The organism is Sphingomonas sp. AC411, assembly GCF_979253035.1.
Map to the genome: position 1 here is coordinate 2,287,134 of NZ_CEEDAQ010000001.1, position 18,139 is coordinate 2,305,272.

The 18,139-nt window shown below is 65.3% G+C and carries 14 protein-coding genes, 1 other RNA gene and 6 pseudogenes; 18 read left to right on the top strand and 3 right to left on the bottom strand.

Going from position 1 to position 18,139, the window contains the following annotated elements:
* The first annotated feature begins 180 nt into the window (after positions 1–180).
* From rimP to AC0IX7_RS11860, 12 genes and pseudogenes are all read left to right on the top strand, one after another.
* Positions 181–771: a ribosome maturation protein RimP gene (gene rimP, locus AC0IX7_RS11805; RefSeq protein ID WP_254688069.1), complete on the top strand. Its 591-nt coding sequence runs from the start codon at positions 181–183 to the stop codon at positions 769–771.
* Positions 771–2,546: a transcription termination factor NusA gene (gene nusA / locus AC0IX7_RS11810; RefSeq protein ID WP_471812052.1), complete on the top strand. Its 1,776-nt coding sequence runs from the start codon at positions 771–773 to the stop codon at positions 2,544–2,546. Before rimP ends, nusA begins: the two co-directional genes overlap by 1 nt.
* Complete coding sequence (locus tag AC0IX7_RS11815; protein ID WP_471812054.1) at positions 2,546–2,794, top strand: tautomerase family protein; 249 nt, start codon at positions 2,546–2,548, stop codon at positions 2,792–2,794. The genes nusA and AC0IX7_RS11815 overlap by 1 nt, the downstream gene beginning before the upstream one ends.
* Positions 2,795–2,924: 130 nt before the next feature.
* Positions 2,925–3,663 (top strand): annotated as a pseudogene (locus tag AC0IX7_RS11820) (DUF448 domain-containing protein).
* A pseudogene (infB, locus tag AC0IX7_RS11825) lies at positions 3,660–6,502 on the top strand (translation initiation factor IF-2). The pseudogenes AC0IX7_RS11820 and infB overlap by 4 nt, the downstream one beginning before the upstream one ends.
* A gap of 113 nt (positions 6,503–6,615) precedes the next feature.
* Positions 6,616–7,005, top strand: coding sequence for a 30S ribosome-binding factor RbfA (gene rbfA / locus AC0IX7_RS11830; RefSeq protein WP_056051571.1), 390 nt, complete (start codon positions 6,616–6,618; stop codon positions 7,003–7,005).
* A 382-nt stretch (positions 7,006–7,387) separates the two neighbouring features.
* Positions 7,388–7,962 (top strand): annotated as a pseudogene (locus tag AC0IX7_RS11835) (thymidine kinase).
* Between the two features lie 150 nt (positions 7,963–8,112).
* Positions 8,113–9,098: pseudogene (gene truB / locus AC0IX7_RS11840) on the top strand (tRNA pseudouridine(55) synthase TruB).
* An 18-nt stretch (positions 9,099–9,116) separates the two neighbouring features.
* Complete coding sequence (gene rpsO, locus AC0IX7_RS11845; RefSeq protein WP_307089093.1) at positions 9,117–9,386, top strand: 30S ribosomal protein S15; 270 nt, start codon at positions 9,117–9,119, stop codon at positions 9,384–9,386.
* Positions 9,387–9,577: 191 nt separating this feature from the next.
* A pseudogene (gene pnp, locus AC0IX7_RS11850) lies at positions 9,578–12,010 on the top strand (polyribonucleotide nucleotidyltransferase).
* 139 nt (positions 12,011–12,149) lie between these two features.
* Positions 12,150–12,509 (top strand): response regulator, encoded by a 360-nt coding sequence (locus AC0IX7_RS11855; protein WP_471812056.1) that lies wholly within the window; start codon positions 12,150–12,152, stop codon positions 12,507–12,509.
* A 132-nt stretch (positions 12,510–12,641) separates the two neighbouring features.
* Positions 12,642–13,373 carry a hypothetical protein gene (locus AC0IX7_RS11860; protein ID WP_471812058.1) on the top strand — a complete coding sequence of 244 codons (732 nt, stop codon included), beginning with the start codon at positions 12,642–12,644 and terminating at the stop codon, positions 13,371–13,373.
* A gap of 75 nt (positions 13,374–13,448) precedes the next feature.
* Here AC0IX7_RS11860 and ssrA read toward each other — a convergent pair.
* Positions 13,449–13,804: a transfer-messenger RNA gene (ssrA, locus tag AC0IX7_RS11865) on the bottom strand.
* A 100-nt stretch (positions 13,805–13,904) separates the two neighbouring features.
* Between ssrA and AC0IX7_RS11870 the strand changes: the two are divergent.
* Positions 13,905–14,335: pseudogene (locus tag AC0IX7_RS11870) on the top strand (RrF2 family transcriptional regulator).
* Positions 14,336–14,480: 145 nt separating this feature from the next.
* On the opposite strand, the gene mscL reads toward AC0IX7_RS11870, so the two are convergent.
* Positions 14,481–14,951 (bottom strand): large conductance mechanosensitive channel protein MscL, encoded by a 471-nt coding sequence (gene mscL, locus AC0IX7_RS11875; protein WP_471812059.1) that lies wholly within the window; start codon positions 14,949–14,951, stop codon positions 14,481–14,483.
* A gap of 104 nt (positions 14,952–15,055) precedes the next feature.
* On the opposite strand from mscL, the gene AC0IX7_RS11880 reads away from it, so the two are divergent.
* The 5 genes from AC0IX7_RS11880 (at position 15,056) to AC0IX7_RS11900 (ending at position 17,715) form a co-directional block, all read left to right on the top strand.
* Entirely contained in the window at positions 15,056–15,652 is a 597-nt protein-coding gene (locus AC0IX7_RS11880; protein WP_471812060.1) for a LemA family protein, read from the top strand.
* Between the two features lie 99 nt (positions 15,653–15,751).
* Positions 15,752–16,162 carry a TPM domain-containing protein gene (locus AC0IX7_RS11885; RefSeq protein ID WP_471812062.1) on the top strand — a complete coding sequence of 137 codons (411 nt, stop codon included), beginning with the start codon at positions 15,752–15,754 and terminating at the stop codon, positions 16,160–16,162.
* Positions 16,114–16,542 (top strand): hypothetical protein, encoded by a 429-nt coding sequence (locus AC0IX7_RS11890; protein WP_471812064.1) that lies wholly within the window; start codon positions 16,114–16,116, stop codon positions 16,540–16,542. Before AC0IX7_RS11885 ends, AC0IX7_RS11890 begins: the two co-directional genes overlap by 49 nt.
* A gap of 1 nt (position 16,543) precedes the next feature.
* Positions 16,544–17,215: a TPM domain-containing protein gene (locus tag AC0IX7_RS11895; RefSeq protein ID WP_471812065.1), complete on the top strand. Its 672-nt coding sequence runs from the start codon at positions 16,544–16,546 to the stop codon at positions 17,213–17,215.
* Entirely contained in the window at positions 17,212–17,715 is a 504-nt protein-coding gene (locus AC0IX7_RS11900) for an NUDIX hydrolase (RefSeq protein WP_471812067.1), read from the top strand. The genes AC0IX7_RS11895 and AC0IX7_RS11900 overlap by 4 nt, the downstream gene beginning before the upstream one ends.
* A gap of 135 nt (positions 17,716–17,850) precedes the next feature.
* On the opposite strand, the gene AC0IX7_RS11905 is transcribed toward AC0IX7_RS11900, so the two are convergent.
* Positions 17,851–18,132: an ETC complex I subunit gene (locus tag AC0IX7_RS11905; protein WP_471812069.1), complete on the bottom strand. Its 282-nt coding sequence runs from the start codon at positions 18,130–18,132 to the stop codon at positions 17,851–17,853.
* Positions 18,133–18,139 lie beyond the last annotated feature (7 nt).

The window sequence follows — 18,139 nt, forward strand, 5'->3', positions numbered from 1 at the left end:
ATGATCTTCTCCCGGAAATCTCTCCGCAAACGCGGCGTTACCGATGAAGGTTGCCCCGGCTTGCGGAGCGACACCACCCCGCGTATAGAGGCACCACTTCTCTACATCGCCAGATGAAGAGGCTGCGGGGCTTGCTCCGCGGCGGCAATCACCTGTGCTTTGGCCCTGTTTGGAATTTCGATGGCGAATATCGCCCTGCTGACCGACCTGATCGAACCCGAGGCGAAGGCGCTCGGCCTGAGCCTCGTGCGCGTGCGCATGCAGGGCGGCAAGTCCGATCCGACGTTGCAGGTGATGGCCGAGCGCCCCGACACCCGCCAGTTGGTGATCGAGGATTGCGCCGAGCTGTCGCGCCGTATCTCGGACAAGTTCGATGCGCTCGAAGCCGAGGGCAAGGACCCGGTCGGCGAGGACGCGTACCGCCTCGAAGTATCGAGCCCCGGTATCGATCGCCCTCTGACCCGGTTGCAGGACTTTGCCGACTGGGAAGGCCAGGAGGCGCGGATCCGCCTCGTCGAGCCGTTCGAGGATCGCAAGCAGATCTCGGGCAATCTGATGGGCGTCGAGGGGACGAAGATCACCGTCGACGTCAACAAGCACAAGATCATGACGATCGACTTCAGCCAGGTGGCCGACGCCAAGCTCGTCATGACCGACCGACTCATCGCCGCGACCGCGCCGCTTTCCACCGAAGGCGCGGACGAAGTTTTCTATCAAGACGTGGCCGAGCCTGATGCTCAGGGCACCGAGACCGAAGAAGGACAGCATTGATGGCCACGGCAGTCACCGCAAACCGCGCGGAACTGATCGCGATCGCGAATTCGGTCGCGTCGGAGAAGATGATCGACAAGGCGATCGTGATCGAGGCGATGGAGGACGCGATCCAGCGCGCCGCCCGCTCGCGCTACGGCGCCGAGAACGACATCCGCGCGAAGCTCGACCCGAACACCGGCGATCTGCGCTTGTGGCGCGTCGTCGAAGTGGTCGAGGCGGTCGATGATTATTTCAAGCAGGTCGACGTCAAGGGCGCGCAGAAGCTCCAGAAGGACGCGGCACTCGGCGACTTCATCGTCGATCCGCTGCCCCCGATCGAGTTCGGCCGCATCGCCGCACAGGCCGCCAAGCAGGTCATCTTCCAGAAGGTTCGTGACGCCGAGCGCGAGCGCCAGTTCGAAGAGTATAAGGACCGCGCCGGCGAGATCATCACCGGCGTCGTCAAGCGCGTCGAGTTCGGCCATGTCGTCGTCGACCTTGGCCGCGCAGAAGGCGTGATCCGCCGCGACGCGCAGATTCCGCGCGAAGTGGTGCGCGTCAACGACCGCATCCGCTCGCTGATCCTCAACGTCCGCCGCGAGAACCGTGGACCGCAGATTTTCCTCAGCCGCGCGCACCCCGATTTCATGAAGAAGCTGTTCGCGCAGGAAGTGCCCGAGATTTACGACGGCATCATCGAGATCAAGGCGGCCGCCCGCGATCCGGGTTCGCGCGCGAAGATCGGCGTGATCTCGCATGATTCCAGCATCGATCCGGTCGGCGCCTGCGTCGGCATGAAGGGCTCGCGAGTCCAGGCCGTCGTGCAGGAAATGCAGGGCGAGAAGATCGACATCATCCCCTGGTCGCCCGACATCGCGACCTTCGTCGTCAACGCGTTGCAGCCGGCTTCGGTCAGCCGCGTCGTGATCGACGAGGAAGAAGAGCGTATCGAGGTGGTCGTTCCCGACGACCAGCTGTCGCTGGCGATCGGCCGTCGTGGCCAGAACGTGCGGCTCGCGTCGCAGCTCACCGGCAAGGCGATCGACATCCTCACCGAGGCCGATGCGTCGGAGAAGCGCCAGAAGGACTTCGTCGAGCGTTCGGCGATGTTCGAGAAGGAACTCGATGTCGACGAGACACTCGCCCAACTGCTGGTCGCCGAAGGGTTCACGAACCTCGAGGAGGTCGCCTATGTCGAGGTCGAGGAGATCGCCGGCATCGAGGGCTTCGACGAGGACCTCGCGGGCGAGTTGCAGAACCGCGCGACCGAGGCGCTTGAGCGTCGCGACGCCGCCAGCCGCGAGGAGCGCACCGCGCTCGGCGTGGACGATGCGCTGGCTGGCATGCCGTATCTGACCGAGGCGATGCTGGTCACGCTCGGCAAGGCGGGCATCAAGACGCTCGACGATCTCGCCGATCTCGCGACCGACGAGCTGGTCGAGAAGAAGCGTGTCGAACCGCGCCGTCGCAACGAGGACGCGCCGAAGCGGCCTGAGCCTAAGGGCGGAATTCTCGCCGAGTACGGCTTGAGCGACGAGCAGGGCAACGAGATCATCATGGCCGCGCGTGCGCACTGGTTCGAGGACGAGGCGCCTGAAGCTTCGGCTGACGAAGTCGAGGCGGACGAGACTCCGGTGGAAGAGGCTTCGGCCGACGACGCTGTGGTTGAGGACGCTGCGGCTGAAGACACGACGGCCGACGAAGCCGTGGCTGAGGACGCTTCGACCGACGACGCTTCGGTTGAAGAAGAGGCGGACAAGACCGACTCGAAGAGCGAGGGCGACAAGGCCTGATGCCCTTCGTCAACATCCGCATCTCGGGGTCCGCCACCAAGGACCAGAAGTCCGGCATCGTCGCCGACGTCACCCAGTCGCTCGTGCAGCGGCTGGGAAAGAACCCGGCTGCGGTGCAGATCGTGATCGAAGAGGTCTCGACCGAGAATTACGGCGCGGGCGGCCAGTTGCTGGTCGACCGCGACGCTCCAAAGACGGCCCCAAATACTCCGGCGCAGGAGGACGCACATGCGGAACCCTCCCGATGACACCGCGCCGCTAAACTTCCCTCCCGCTCGCGGGAGGGGTCGGGGAGGGCAGTCACGGCTGCCGCCCTCGCGGATAACCCCTCTCTAACCCCTCCCGCGAGCGGGAGGGAATGAGCCAGTACGCAAGTGCATCCTCTCGGGTGAGCGCGACGTGCGGCCGCATCTGGTGCGACTCGCGTTGTCGCCCGATGGCCAGATCCTGCCCGATGTTCGCGCCAAGGCCCCCGGCCGCGGCGCTTGATCGGTGTCACGCGAATCGAGCTCGAAGCCGCGATCAAGAAGGGCAAGCTCAAGGGTGCGCTCGCTCGCGCGTTCAAGACCGGCGAGTTCACCATCGATCCCGAGCTCCCCGCCAAGATCGAGGCCGCGCTGGAGCGTAACGCGCTCGACCGGCTCGGGCTCGAATCGCGCTCCGGCACGGTGCTGATCGGCTCCGACCGGATCGAGCAGAACGCGCGCCAAGGGAAGCTGAAGACGCTCTATCATGCGTCCGACGCGGCTGAGGATGGCAACCGCAAGCTCGACCAGGCGTGGCGCATCGGCAACGATGTCGAGGGCTCGGGTTTGCGGGGTTGGCACTCCCTGTGTCGCGCACCATATTGGCGTTGGCGCTGGGACGGGAAAATGTGGTACACATCGGCCTGACAGACCGCGCTGCAGCAAAGCGGGTGAGCGAAGCGCTCGACCGTTGGCTGCATTTTATCGGCTCCGAACCATCGGGCCCCATGCAAAGTAATACTTTGATGGGTTCCCGTGCTTCCGTGTCTTGCGAAACGGCCTCGCAGGGCGCATCGGCGTCACAAAATATAGGGGCGTCCGGATCGACCGGACAACGCCCGGCCGTGGACATGACTGAGGAATTTGAGTGAGCGACACGGACAACGAGAAGCCGAAACTTGGCATGCGCGCACCTTTGGGTGTGAAGCGCACGGTCGAGACCGGCCAGGTGAAGCAGAGCTTCAGCCACGGCCGATCGAATACGGTGATCGTGGAAACCAAGCGTGCGCGCGTGCTGCGCCGTCCGGGCGAGCCCGACGTGCAGGTCGCGGACGCCCCGGTTGCCGCGCCCGCCCCGGCTGCGGCGCCCGCCGCTCCGGCACCGCAGGCGCGCGCGCCGCAGCCTGCGCCTGCTCCCGTACGCCAGCAGCAGAGCAATCTGTCGCCGCAGGAGCGCCAGGCCAAGCTGCTCCGCGAGGCCGAAGAGCAGCGCATGAACACGCTGGAGGAAGGGCGTCGTCGCCAGGAAGCCGAACGGGCCAAGGCGATCGAGGACGAGCGTAACCGCGCCGCCGAGCGTGCACGGGCCGAGGCGGAAGCCAAGGCGCCGAAGCCGGTCGAGGCGCCTGCGCCCGCACCTGCCCCCGTGGTCGAAGCGGCTCCCGCTCCGGTCGCGGCACCGACGCCTGCGCCTGCGCCGGCTCCGGTCGAAGCGCCCGTGGCTGCGGCACCCGCCCCGGCTCCGGTCGCTGCACCGAAGCCTGCGCCCGCGCCGGTCGCGGCGGCGCCTGCGCCGGCTCCCAAGCCTGCGCCGGCCCCTGTCGCACCGCCGGCACCGCCGCCCATCATCGAACTGACCCGCGATCCGGCCTTCCCGGCACCGCGCCGGTTCTCGCCGGTGGCGCGTCCAGAGCGTCCTCCACCGCCGCCGAAGCCTGTCGCGGCTCCCGCTGCCGCAGCGCCGGCAACGACGGGCAACGCCGGCACGACCGCCGCTCGCCCTGGTGCGACCGGTGCGAACGCCCCCGCTGGTGGCGTCCGTCGCGACGCCGTCCCGGCGCGTCCGCAGCAGCGTGACCGCAAGGGCGACGATCGTCGCACCTCGGGCAAGCTCACCGTCAACCGCGCGCTCGGCGATGGTGATGGTGCACGCGCGCGCTCGCTCGCCGCTTTGAAGCGTGCGCGTGAGAAGGAGCGTCGTGGTACCGGTGGTCCGCGCGAGCCGCAGGCCAAGCAGGTCCGCGACGTGGTCGTCCCAGAGGCGATCACCGTCCAGGAGCTCGCCAACCGCATGGCCGAGAAGGGTGCAGACCTCGTCAAGGCGCTGTTCAAGATGGGCATGCCCGTCACGATGACGCAGACGATCGACCAGGATACCGCGGAGTTGCTCGTCACCGAGTTCGGCCACAACCTGACGCGCGTCAGCGATGTCGACCAGGATCTGGCCAACGACACGATCGACGATGCCGAGGAGACGCTGAAGCCGCGTGCCCCCGTCGTCACGATCATGGGTCACGTCGATCACGGCAAGACGTCGCTGCTCGATGCCCTGCGCGGCACCGACGTGGTGCGCGGCGAAGCGGGTGGCATCACCCAGCATATCGGCGCGTACCAGGTCACGCTGAAGGACAAGTCGAAGATCACCTTCCTCGACACGCCGGGCCATGAGGCGTTCACGCAGATGCGTGCGCGTGGCGCGGACGTCACCGACATCGTCATCCTAGTGGTGGCGGCGGACGACGGCCTGATGCCGCAGACGGTGGAGGCGATCGCCCACACCAAGGCGGCGGGCGTGCCGATGATCGTCGCGATCAACAAGATCGACAAGGAGGGCGCCAATGCCCAGAAGGTGCGTGAGCGCCTGCTGAGCGAGGAGATCGTGGTCGAGGACATGGGCGGCGACGTCCAGGACGTCGAAGTCTCCGCGACCAAGAAGATCGGTCTCGATGCGTTGATCGAGAAGATCCAGCTCCAGGCCGAACTGCTCGAACTGCGCGCCAATCCGGATCGCGCGGCCGAGGGTACGGTGATCGAAGCCAAGCTCGACAAGGGCCGTGGTCCGGTCGCGACGATCCTCGTGAACCGTGGGACCTTGAAGGTCGGCGACATCTTCGTGGTCGGCGGCGAGAGCGGCAAGGTCCGTGCGCTGGTCGACGACAAGGGCAAGCAGATCAAGGAAGCCGGTCCGGCGATGCCGGTCGAGGTCCTCGGTCTGTCGGGCGTGCCGTCGGCGGGCGATCCGTTCCAGGTGGTCGAGAACGAGGCACGCGCCCGCGAAGTCGCGGAATATCGTCGCAGCGTGAAGACCGACAAGCGGACCGCCTCGGTTCCTGCCAGCCTCGAGAGCATGTTCTCGGCGCTGAAGGAAAAGCAGGCGATCGAATATCCGCTGGTCGTGAAGGCGGATACGCAGGGCACGGTCGAGGCGATCGTCGGGGCGATCAACAAGATTTCCACCGATCTGATCAAGGCGCGCGTGCTGAGCTCGGGCGTCGGTGGCATCACCGAGTCGGACGTCACGTTGGCGGCGGCTTCGGGGCTCCGATCATCGGCTTCAACGTCCGCCCGAACGCCAAGGCGCGTGAAATCGCCGAGCGCCAGAAGGTCGCGTTCAAATATTACGACGTGATCTACGACCTGATCGACGAGATCCGGGCGGGGATGGCAGGCGAGCTTGGGCCGGAAGCGTTCGAGACGGTCGTCGGTCGTGCCGATATCCGCGAGGTCTTCTCGGCGGGCAAGCACGGCAAGGCGGCAGGTCTGCTCGTCACCGAGGGCAACATTCGCAAGGCGCTCAAGGCGCGCATCACGCGCAACGACGTCATCATCTACCAGGGCGAAATCGCATCGCTGCGTCGCTTCAAGGATGATGTCGCCGAGGTCCGTGCGGGGCTGGAGTGCGGCGTGACGTTCACGTCGAACTTCGTCGACATCAAGGCCGGCGACGTCCTCGAGACGTTCGAAGTCGAGATGCGCGAACGCACGCTTTGATGAACTGAAGCCCTCTCCCCTGCGGGGAGAGGGTTGGGTGAGGGCTGTCCCAGGCGCTGACGTATGCGGCGCCCCTCACCCCGCCCTCTCCCCGAGGGGGAGAGGAGCTTAAAATGAAGACCGATACCCCAGAAGCAAAAGCCGTCCGCTCGTTGCGAGTCGGCGAACAGGCGCGTCATGCGCTGTCGGACATCCTCGCGCGCGGCGACGTCCACGATCCGGTGCTCGAAAAGCACCTCGTGACGATCACCGAAGTCCGCATGTCCCCGGATCTCCGCCACGCCACCGTCTTCGTGAAACCGTTGCTCGGCAAGGACGAGGAAAAGGTCCTGAAAGCGCTGCGGACCAATACCGCCTACCTCCAGCGCGAAGTCGCGAACCGGGTGCAGATGCGGTATGCCGCAAAACTGAAGTTCCTTGCGGACGAGAGCTTCGACGAGGGCACGCATATCGACCAGTTGTTGCGTGATCCGCATGTCGCGCGAGATCTGACCGAGGATTGATCTTGGCGGGCTGCTAGCGCCCCGCTTGCAGTCAGTCAGGAGTTACAGCGGGGTGAGCGATTGCTTCACCGCTGGCCCCCGTTGCCTGTCCCTCCGCTTTTCGTGCCCCTCCCTTTCCGTTCGTGCTGAGTAGAGACCGAGTAGGCTCGAAGAGCCGTATCGAGGACTCGTATCGAAGCACCGGTTCCCCGCGCCAACCCATCCTTCGATACGCCGCTTCGACAAGCTCAGCAGCTACTCAGGACGAACGGATGGTGAGGGCGGTCCCACGGGACGGGTGATTGGCGGCGGTCGTACGGGAGCAGCTTGCTGGTTGCGGAATTCCCACGCCAAGCCTGCGACGCCTCTGGACATCCGACCGCCTTCCCGCTCTTTGCCCCCAATGGCCAAGCTGTATTTCTACTACGCGTCGATGAACGCGGGGAAGTCGACGAACCTGTTGCAGGCGGACTTCAATTACCGTGAGCGGGGGATGCGGACGATGCTGTTTACTGCGGCGATCGACGATCGGTTTGCGGCGGGGACGATCACGTCGCGGATCGGGCTGGAGGCGCCGGCGATCGCCTTCGATGCAGCGACGGATATCGGGGCTTGCGTGCTTCGACAGCATGGCGAGGATGCGATTTCCTGTGTGCTGGTGGATGAGGCGCAGTTTCTGACGTCTGCGCAGGTGGATCAGCTTGCGCATATCTGCGACGTGGTGGGGATACCGGTGCTGGCGTACGGGTTGCGGACCGATTTCCAGGGGCGCTGTTTCCGGGGTCGGCTCGGTTGCTTGCGCTGGCGGACTCGTTGGTGGAGATCAAGTCGGTTTGCGGGTGTGGGCGGAAAGCGACGATGAACCTGCGGGTCGATGGGAGCGGGCAGGCGATTGCCGAGGGACAGCAGACCGAGATTGGCGGGAACGATCGGTATGTCGCGCTGTGTCGGCGGCATTTTTGTGAGGCTTTGGGGTAACGTCCCCACCTCCACCCCCGTCATCCTGACGAAAGTCAGGACCCAGGGTACCGAACACCGTCGCTTGTGGCTCTGGGTCCTGACTTTCGTCAGGATGACGGAGCGGGTGGGGTCCGCGCCCGCCTGAATCAGAAACAATGGAACTCGCGCATGCATGGCTGGATCATTCTCGACAAGCCGCTGGGGCTTGGGTCGACACAGGGCGTTTCGGCGGTGAAACGTGCCTTGCGCAATGGCGGGTATGGGAAGTTCAAGGTGGGGCATGGGGGACGCTCGATCCGCTCGCGACGGGCGTGCTGCCGATCGCCGTTGGGGAGGCGACCAAGCTGGCTGGGCGGATGCTCGATAGCGACAAGATCTATGATTTTACGGTGATGTTCGGGGTTCAGACGGATACGCTGGATGCCGAGGGGGTGAGCATCGCGACGTCCGATGTCCGGCCGACTCTGGCAGCGGTGGAGGCTGTGCTTGCGCAGTTCACCGGGCCGATCTCTCAGGTGCCGCCGGCCTATTCCGCGCTGAAGGTTGATGGGGAGCGGGCTTATGATCTGGCGCGGGCCGGGCATGAGGTGGTGCTGGCTAGTCGGGATGTGACGATTCATTCTCTCGTCCGTCACCCCGGACTTGTTCCGGGGCCCACTCCACCGCGGGCTCCGGAGCTTGAGGGACAGTGGACCCCGGAACAGGTCCGGGGTGACGGAGTGGGGGGATGGTCCCCTGCCCCACGCCCCGCTCGACGAGGTCACGCTTACCGCGCATGTGTCCAAGGGCACCTATATCCGTTCCCTCGCGCGGGACATCGCGATCGCCCTCGGCACCGTCGGCCACGTCACGATGCTGCGGCGTACCAAGGCTGGTCCGTTCGACCTCTCCTCCGCGATATCGCTGGACAAACTGGACGAACTCGCTAAGGCCTCCGCGCTTGAAGATGTACTTCTGCCCTTGAGGGTGGCGCTGGACGACATCCCGGCTCTCTCCTCACCCCCGACCAGGCAGGGGCGCTCCGACAGGGGCGTATCTTGGCCGGGATCGCCGCAGACGATGGCCAATACTTCGCCGAACTGGACGCTGTCCCGGTCGCGCTGGTCGAGGTCGAGGACGAAGACGTCCGTGTCGTTCGCGGTTTCAATATGTGATGTCGAGGACATGAATTCATGACGATTACCGCTGAACGCAAGACCGAGCTCGTCAAGGAGCATTCGCGCGCCGAGGGTGACACCGGTTCGCCGGAAGTCCAGGTCTCGATCCTGACCGAGCGCATCAAGAACCTGACCGAGCACTTCAAGGCCCACAAGAAGGACAACCACTCGCGTCGTGGTCTTCTCATGATGGTCAACAAGCGCCGGACGCTGCTGGATTATCTCCGTCACAAGGACGGCCAGCGCTACCTGGATCTGATCGCGAAGCTCGGTCTTCGCAAGTAACACGAACGGCTCCCTTCGGGGGCCGTTTTCGTATATAGGGTTTTGATTCCGCGCATTTCGCGCGGAGGCAAACGCCAGGACACAATTCGGTGAACTGGCAAGGAGCGACAACTCGCTCCACACCGCCGCGGGCCGGCTAAGCCCGCACATAGGCCCCAAACGCATCTGGCGTTTGGAGTGAAGGAAAAAGAATGTTCGATACCAAGACCGTAAGCGCCCAGTGGGCGGCAAGACGCTGACGCTCGAGACCGGCCGCGTTGCGCGCCAGGCCAACGGCGCAGTCCTCGCCACCCTCGGCGAGACCGTCGTTCTGTGCGCCGTGACGGCCGCACGGACCGTCAAGGAAGGGCAGGATTTCTTCCCGCTCACCGTCCATTACCAGGAGAAGTTCTCCGCAAGCGGCCGCATCCCCGGCGGCTTCTTCAAGCGTGAGCGTGGCGCGACCGAAAAGGAGACGCTGACCAGCCGTCTCATCGATCGCCCGATCCGTCCCCTCTTCCCAGAGGGTTTCTACAACGAGATCAACGTGATCTGCCAGGTTCTGTCGTATGACGGCGAGAACGAGCCGGACGTCCTCGCGATGGTCGCGGCCTCCGCGGCACTGACGATCTCCGGCGTGCCCTTCATGGGCCCGATCGGCGCAGCACGCGTCGGCTATGTCGATGGCGCGTACATCCTCAACCCGACGCTCGAGGAAGCCAAGGCTGGCGATCTGGACCTCGTCGTGGCCGCCACCGGCCAGGCCGTGATGATGGTCGAATCGGAAGCCAAGGAGCTTTCGGAAGAGATCATGCTCGGCGCCGTGCAGTTCGCCCACAAGGCCTGCCGCGAAGCCGCCAACCTGATCATCGATCTGGCCGAGCAGGCTGCCAAGGATCCGTGGGAAATGGCCGAGCAGGCCGATCTCTCGACCGCCAAGGACAAGCTGAAGAAGCTGATCGGCAAGGACATCGCGGCGGCCTACAAGGTGACCGACAAGTCCAAGCGTTCGGACCTGCTGAATGCAGCGCGTGCGAAGGGCAAGACGGCGTTCGCCGATGCCTCGCCGCAGGACCAGATGGCTGCCGGCAAGCTGATGAAGAAGCTGGAGGCGGAGATCGTCCGCGGCGCCATCCTCAAGGACGGCACCCGCATCGACGGCCGCACCACCACCCAGATCCGTCCGATCGAGGCTATGGTTCACTTTCTCCCGCGTACGCACGGCTCGGCCCTGTTCACGCGCGGCGAGACGCAGTCGATCTGCACCACCACGCTCGGCACGCGCGACGCGGAGCAGATGATCGACGGCCTGAACGGCCTGTCGTACGAAAACTTCATGCTGCACTACAACTTCCCGCCATACTCGGTCGGTGAAGTCGGTCGCTTCGGTGCGCCGGGTCGTCGCGAAGTCGGTCACGGCAAGCTCGCATGGCGCGCGCTGCACCCGGTGCTGCCGACCAAGGAAGAGTTCCCGTACACGATCCGCGTCCTGTCGGACATCACGGAGAGCAACGGCTCGTCGTCGATGGCGACGGTCTGCGGCGGTTCGCTGAGCATGATGGATGCGGGCGTTCCGCTGAAGCGTCCGGTGTCGGGCATCGCGATGGGCCTGATCCTCGAGGGCAAGAACTTCGCGGTTCTCAGCGACATCCTTGGCGACGAGGATCACCTCGGCGACATGGACTTCAAGGTTGCGGGCACGTCCGAGGGCATCACCACGATGCAGATGGACATCAAGATCGCCGGCATCACCGAGGAGATCATGGGCAAGGCGCTGGCGCAGGCCAAGGAAGGCCGCGCGCACATCCTGGGCGAGATGGCCAAGGCGCTCGACCACACCCGTGAGGAACTCAGCGCCCACGCACCGCGCATCGAGAGCTTCCAGATCGACAAGTCGAAGATCCGTGAAGTCATCGGCACCGGCGGCAAGGTGATCCGCGAGATCGTCGCGCAGACCGGCGCCAAGGTCGACATCGACGACGAGGGCGTGATCAAGGTGTCGTCGTCCGACCCCGCGCAGATCGAAGCCGCGATCAAGTGGATCAAGGGCCTCGTCGAGGAAGCCGAAGTCGGCAAGGTCTATGACGGCAAGGTCGTCAACCTGGTCGATTTCGGGGCGTTCGTGAACTTCATGGGTGGCAAGGACGGTCTCGTCCACGTGTCCGAGATCAAGAACGAGCGCGTCGAGAAGGTCTCCGATGCCCTGAGCGAAGGCCAGGAGGTCAAGGTCAAGGTTCTCGAGATCGATCCGCGCGGCAAGGTTCGCCTGTCGATGCGCGTCGTCGATCAGACGACCGGCGAAGAGTTGGAAGATACCCGTCCTGCTCGCGAGCCGCGTGAAGGTGGCGATCGTGGTCCGCGCGGTCCGCGTCGTGATGGCGATGGTGGTCGTGATGCCGGCAACGGCGGCGGCGGTCGTGGCCCACGCGGCGAAGGCGGCGGCGGTCGTGATGGGGGCGACCGTGGCTCGCGCGGCCCGCGTCGTGACGGCGACGGTGGCCGTGATTCGGGCGGCAACGGCGGTGGCCGCGGTCCCGTCGCGACGGCGGCGGTCAGGGCGGCGAGCGCGCTCCCCGTGCCGAGCGTTCGGACGGCGACAAGGCCCCGAGTTCGCGCCGGCGTTCCTGACGGGCGATCGCGACTAAGCCTTTGCCGCGTAACGGCAAATGATCGAGGGGCTCGGGAAACCGGGCCCCTTTTTCGTATGGCGCTCGGTCTGCCCGATTTAGCAGGGCAAACGCGACCGAAACGGAACGGACGTCCGTGCCGGATGTTCGAACCGCTATGAACGCCACTTCGAAGTCCGTTATTCTCGTCGTCGATGACGACGCCCTCGTCCGGGTCCACTCCAACTTCGCGCTGGAGGACGCCGGCTATGAAGTCGTCGAAGCCAGCAATGCGGCCGACGCACTGGCCAAGCTCAAGGAGCGGCCCGATATCGCCGCCCTGTTCACCGATGTGCGCATGCCGGGCGATTTGGACGGCATCGACCTCGCCAACGCGGTGCACGCGCAACGTCCCGACATCGCGATCCTCGTCACGTCCGGGACCGACAACGGCACGACCGCCGCCCTCCCCGCGGCGGCGCAGTTCGTGCAGAAGCCCTATACCGGCGCGCAGATCAGCAGGCTTCTTCGGCCCTGACGAAATCCTGACGTCGATCCGCTGAATATTCTGCATTTGATGCTAAAGGGCGGCATGTATCTTGCGACTTGCCGATCACGACAATTGAGATCATCGTCCTCCGTCTGAGCATCGACTCGCGGGGGCGACATGATGACCACGGCGAACATTACGCGCGCGACGCTGCAAGATGGCTTGGCGAGCGAGCGCCTTTTCTTTCTGGTCATGGCGATAGTCGTCGCGGCCACCGTGATCTTCGGCTTTATCGTGAACGCCGCGCGGATGCACTGGACGTTCTTATCGCTGCCTTGGCATGTTCATTTGCATGCCGTGGTATTCTCATCATGGATCATGCTTTACGTCGTGCAGAACTGGCTGATCGTGCGTGGTTCGGTCACGCGCCATCGCCAGTTGGGCATGATTGGCGCAGGTATTGCCGCGGCGATGGTCGTGCTGGGAATCGTGACTACGGTCATGGCGATCGAGCAGCACCGCGTGCCGCCGTTCTTTCCACCCGGCGTCTTTCTCGTGCTCGACGTGCTGGGCGTGATCGGCTTCGGCGTGCTCACGGCGTGGGCGATCGCGCTGCGGCGGCAGGCGGCGTGGCATAAGCGCTTGATGCTGTGCGGGACGATCCTGGTGATGTCGCCGGCGCTGGGGCGGATCCTGCCGATGCCGTTGCTGGGCGCGTTCGCACCGCTGGCGGTGTTCGCGTCGATGGCGGTGTTCGTCATCGCGGGGATGATCTACGATCTGCGCCTGCGCGGGCGGATACATCCGGCCTATTACTGGGGCTGCGGCGTATTGGTCGTGACCAACGGTCTGGTGGGTCCGCTCGGCTTCAGCCCGCCGGTGTTTCGGCTGGTCGAGCGCCTGGCCGCATGATCGAGGCCGCGTGAATCAGGGCTGCATGATCCGGAAAGTGGGGAGCTTCTGTTGCTCGGTGCTCCCCGTACCGCCGGTTTCCACTTCTGTTGCCCGGTGTGGCCTCGAACTGCGCTTTCGTCCGTATAACTTAGGTCGTTAGACCGTCAGTTATGCGGCAATTGCGAGTGCTTCGTTATCGTTGGCACTTGTGTATGGGCCGTTGCGGTGGTCCCATTCCGAGCGAAACATAGCGTCGTTGAACACACGTCGATCCTAGTTCGACCCCGTCATCGTCCCCTCTCGCGAAGAGGGCGGTGGTGGAGTCGCCGGGTACTGCCCCCGGGTCCGCTGTGTCTATGACACGCCACGGTTTATCGCCATAGCCGCCAAGAGAAGATTCCCCCGACGGCATGCCCGATATAGGCGCGCCGCAACGCGATGAAAAGCCCGGGTTCCGATGCTTTTTATCGAGAAACGCCAATGTCCTAGCACGCGGCGTGCCAAACCGCCTTCCGCTCGCCACAAAGCGCGTGCATAGCAACCTGCATTATGTTGACGCAGCGCTCCGCTACGCGCTTCGCGCGATGATCTTCCTTGGCGGCGCCCTCGCCGGTGGCCCGCCGATCCCGATGACGCGGATCGCCGCCGAGGCGAACGTGCCGCGCAAGTTTCTCGAGCTAATTCTCGCCGACCTGCGCGAGTCCGGTCTGTTGCACAGCCATCGCGGCAAGATGGGTGGCTATCGCCTGTCGCGCCCGAGCCATTTGATTTCGCTCGGCGAGATCATCCGGATCATCGAGGGGCCGCTTGCGCTGGTGCCGTGCGTGAGCCGCACCGCGTACCGGCCGTGCCTAGACTGCAAGAGCGAAGCAGACTGCGCGATCCGGTATGCGATGATGCGGGTTCGGGACGAGACTGCCCGGATCTTGGATGGGACGAGTTTGGCGGACGCGAACGCCGAGGACCTGGTCGCGGCGTGAAACTTTCCTTCTCCCTCGGGGAGAAGGTGGCGCGGTAGCGTCGGATGAGGGGCGTTGGGATGCAACGTCCCGAGCCTCAAGCCCCTCACCCTTCCGTCGCCTACAGCTCCTCCTCCCTCTCCCCGCAGGGGAGAGGGACAAGATGTCACCCTCTCGCCTTCAGTTCGTCGCGGATCTCACGTAGCAGCGCGATCTCGACCGGTTCGGGCGCGGGAGCCACGACAACCGCATCTTCCTCGCGCTTCAACCTTGCCGTCTCGCGCTCGATCAGCGCCGCCGTCCGGTTCACGACACGCAGGATCATGAAGATGATACCCGCGACGATCACGAAATTGACAAGCTGCGTCGCGAACGCACCATAACCGAGCAGCGGGACGCCGGCCTTCTTCAGCGCCGCGTAATCGGTCAGCGAGCCGACATAGCCCGCGGGCACCGCGCCCATCCGCCAGAAATAGCTGGAGAAATCGAGCCCGCCGAAAACCTTACCGATTATCGGCATCAGTACGTCGTCGGTCAACGACGTCACGATCTTGCCGAACGCCGCGCCTATGATCACCGCGATGGCGAGATCGAGCACGTTGCCGCGCATGATGAAGGCCTTAAATTCCTTGAGCATTACCGCTCCTTTCCCTGTTCGGGCCAAGGCTAACCACCGATTTCGGTTTCGCCAACCCTTCGGACTGTCCTATGAGGGTGACACAGGTATTCAGGAGATCTCCGATGTCACGTACCCCAATCGTCCGCGGTACCGCCGCGATCCTGCTCGCATCGGCGCTGGCCGGGTGCGGGATCAACAGCGTTCCGACCGCCGAGGAAAACGCCAAGGCGCGCTGGGCCGACGTCCAGAACAACTATCAGCGCCGCGCCGACCTGATCCCCAACCTCGTCGCGACCGTGAAGGCGGCCGGCGCGCAGGAGAAGAATATCCTCGTCGAGGTGACGCAGGCGCGCTCGGCCGCGAACTCGGTACAGGTTTCGCCTGCCGATCTGTCCGATCCGGCGAAGATGGAGCAGTATCAGCGCGTCCAGGGTGCCGTCGGCGTATCGCTGCAACGTCTCCAGGAGGCGTATCCCGAGCTGAAGAGCCAGGGCAATTACACCACGCTGATGAGCCAGCTGGAGGGCACCGAGAACCGCATCACGATCGCACGGCGCGACTATAACGGCGCGGTGCAGGCGTATAATACGAAGATCCGCACCTTCCCCGACGCGGTCGGTGCGAAGATCTTCTATGGCGCCAAGCCGATGGTGCCGTTCGCGGCGACCACGCCGGGTGCCGAAACCGCACCGACGGTGAACTTCGGCAACGCGAGCTGATCAGGGCATCATGCTCCGCCACCTCCTGACGCTGGCGTTCGCGGTGCTGCTTGAAGCAGCCCCGCGACCGCGCAAACGCTTCCCAAGTTTACCGGCTTCGTGGTCGATGCGGCGAACGTGATCCCGCCCGACCAGGAAGCGGCGCTGACCAAGCGGCTCGACGACCTGCAAAAGGCGACCGGCAACCAACTGGTCGTCGCGACCGTGCCAGATCTCGAAGGCTATCCGATCGAGGATTACGGCAATGCGCTGATCCGAAGCTGGGGCGTCGGGCTGAAGGATGCGAACAACGGCGCGATCCTGCTGGTCGCGCCGAACGACCGGAAGGTGCGGATCGAGGTCGGCTACGGGCTCGAACCGGTGCTGACCGACGCGTTCTCGAGCGTCGTCATCAACCAGCAGATCCTGCCGCGCTTCAAGGCGGGGATATCCCCGGCGGGATCGTTGCGGGGACGAATGCGGTGGCGGACCAGCTCGCGCTGCCCGATGCGGAGGCGCGCGCGAAGGTGACCGCGGCGGCGGCGGAGTATGACAAGACGCATCGTCGCGCGAATTCGGGTGGTGGCGGCGTGCCGATCGGGCTGATCTTCTTCGGCATCGTGCTGGCGGCGATCGTCATTACGATGATCTCGCGGCGTGCGGGTGGAAAGCAGTATGTCGATGGCGGGAGCCGCGGCGGTGGCAGCGGTGCCTTGCCGATCGTGCTGTGGAGCATCGCCGACGCGATGACCCGTGGTGGCGGCGGCGGCGGCGGCGGAAGCTGGGGCGGCGGCGGCGGCGGAAGCTGGGGCGGCGGTGGCGGCGATAGCGGCGGTGGCTGGGGCGGCGGCGGTTTCGGTGGCGGCGGCGGTGGATCCGGCGGCGGCGGCGGCGCATCGGGGAGTTGGTGACATGCGGCTGAGCGAAACCGATCACGACCGCGTCACCGCGGCGGTCACGCAGGCGGAGACCGCTACGACCGGCGAGATCGTCACGATCGTCGCGCGGCAGTCGGATGCGTATCACGACGTGTCCCTGCACTGGGCGGTACTGGCGATGCTGCTGACGCTGGCGCTGCTCGCGTTCCACCCGGTCGCGGCGGACCATATCTACGCGCGGCTGGTCGATCCGTGGGCGCAGTCGGCACCGCAGGGCGCGCTGTATGCGATCGCGCTGGTGCTGGTGACTCTGGTGTTTTTGGCGGTGCGGCTGGTGTTGGCGGCGACGTCGGTGAGGGTGGCGCTCACGCCGGGTGCAACCAAGGCGCGACGCGTGCGGCGGCGGGCTTTGCTGCTGTTCCGTGCGGGGGCCGAGAAGCGCACCAAGGGCTCGACCGGGGTGCTGCTGTACCTGTCGCTGGCCGAGCATCGCGCCGAGATCATCGCCGACGACGCGATCCACTCGCGCGTGCCGAACGAGACCTGGGGTGCGGCGATGGCGGCGGTTCTCGCCGGCGTCCGCGACGATCGCCCCGCCGACGGCATGGCGGACGCGGTCGCGCAGATCGGAGCGGTGCTCGCCGAGCATTTCCCGCGGACCGGTGCGCCGTTCAACGAACTTCCCGACAGGCTGATCGAACTATGAGCAAGACCGTATGGGCAGGCAAATTCCTGACCGTGCAAACCGAAGGCACGTGGGAATTCGCCGCACGCCAGGGCGAGATCGGGGCGGCGGTGATCGTCGCGATCGACGACGGCGACGTGATCCTGGTGGAGCAGTTCCGCGTGCCGTTGGGTCGCGCGTGTCTGGAGCTGCCGGCCGGCTTGGTCGGTGACGAAACCGCGGGCGAGAGCGTCGCGGTCGCGGCCGGGCGCGAACTGGAGGAGGAAACCGGCTACCGCGCGGACGCGATCGAAGATTTAGGGGTGTTCTACTCGTCACCGGGAATGACGTCCGAATGCTTCACGCTGGTGCGCGCTACCGGGCTGACGAAGATTGGCGAGGGTGGCGGCGATGGTGGCGAGAACATCATCGTGCACCGGGTGGCGCTGGCGGACGTGCCGGCGTTCGTGGCGGAGAAGCGGGCGGCGGGCGTGGCGATCGACACCAAGATGCTGCTGATCCTGGCGGGATCGATTCTCTAGCGGCGAGCGACCCGCTCGCTAAACCGTCCGTAGATTGTTTCCCCGCGAAGGCGGGGACCCAGACTGGGCTCCGCCTTCGCGGGAGAACAAGGAAGTGCGTGCTAGCGGACGCCCAGAGCGTCCACCTCCGTCGGCTTACTTGAAATTATCCGCGTAGCTCTGCAGCTTCAGCGTCTTCTGCGGCGCGGGGACGACGGTGTAGCCAAACCCCTCTCGCTCGCAGTGCACGATCGCCGCTTCGGCGGTCGGGAACAGCAGGCGCACCTGATCGCGCGTGTCGCCGCTGCCGGCCCAGCCGGTGAGCGGGTCGGGGCGTTTCGGCTCCGAGGGTTCGAATTCGAGCTGCCAGGCGTCGGTCCGGTGCTTGCCGGACTGCATGGCGTTCTTGGGGCGCTGGAAGATACGGGCGGTAGGCATGGATGCT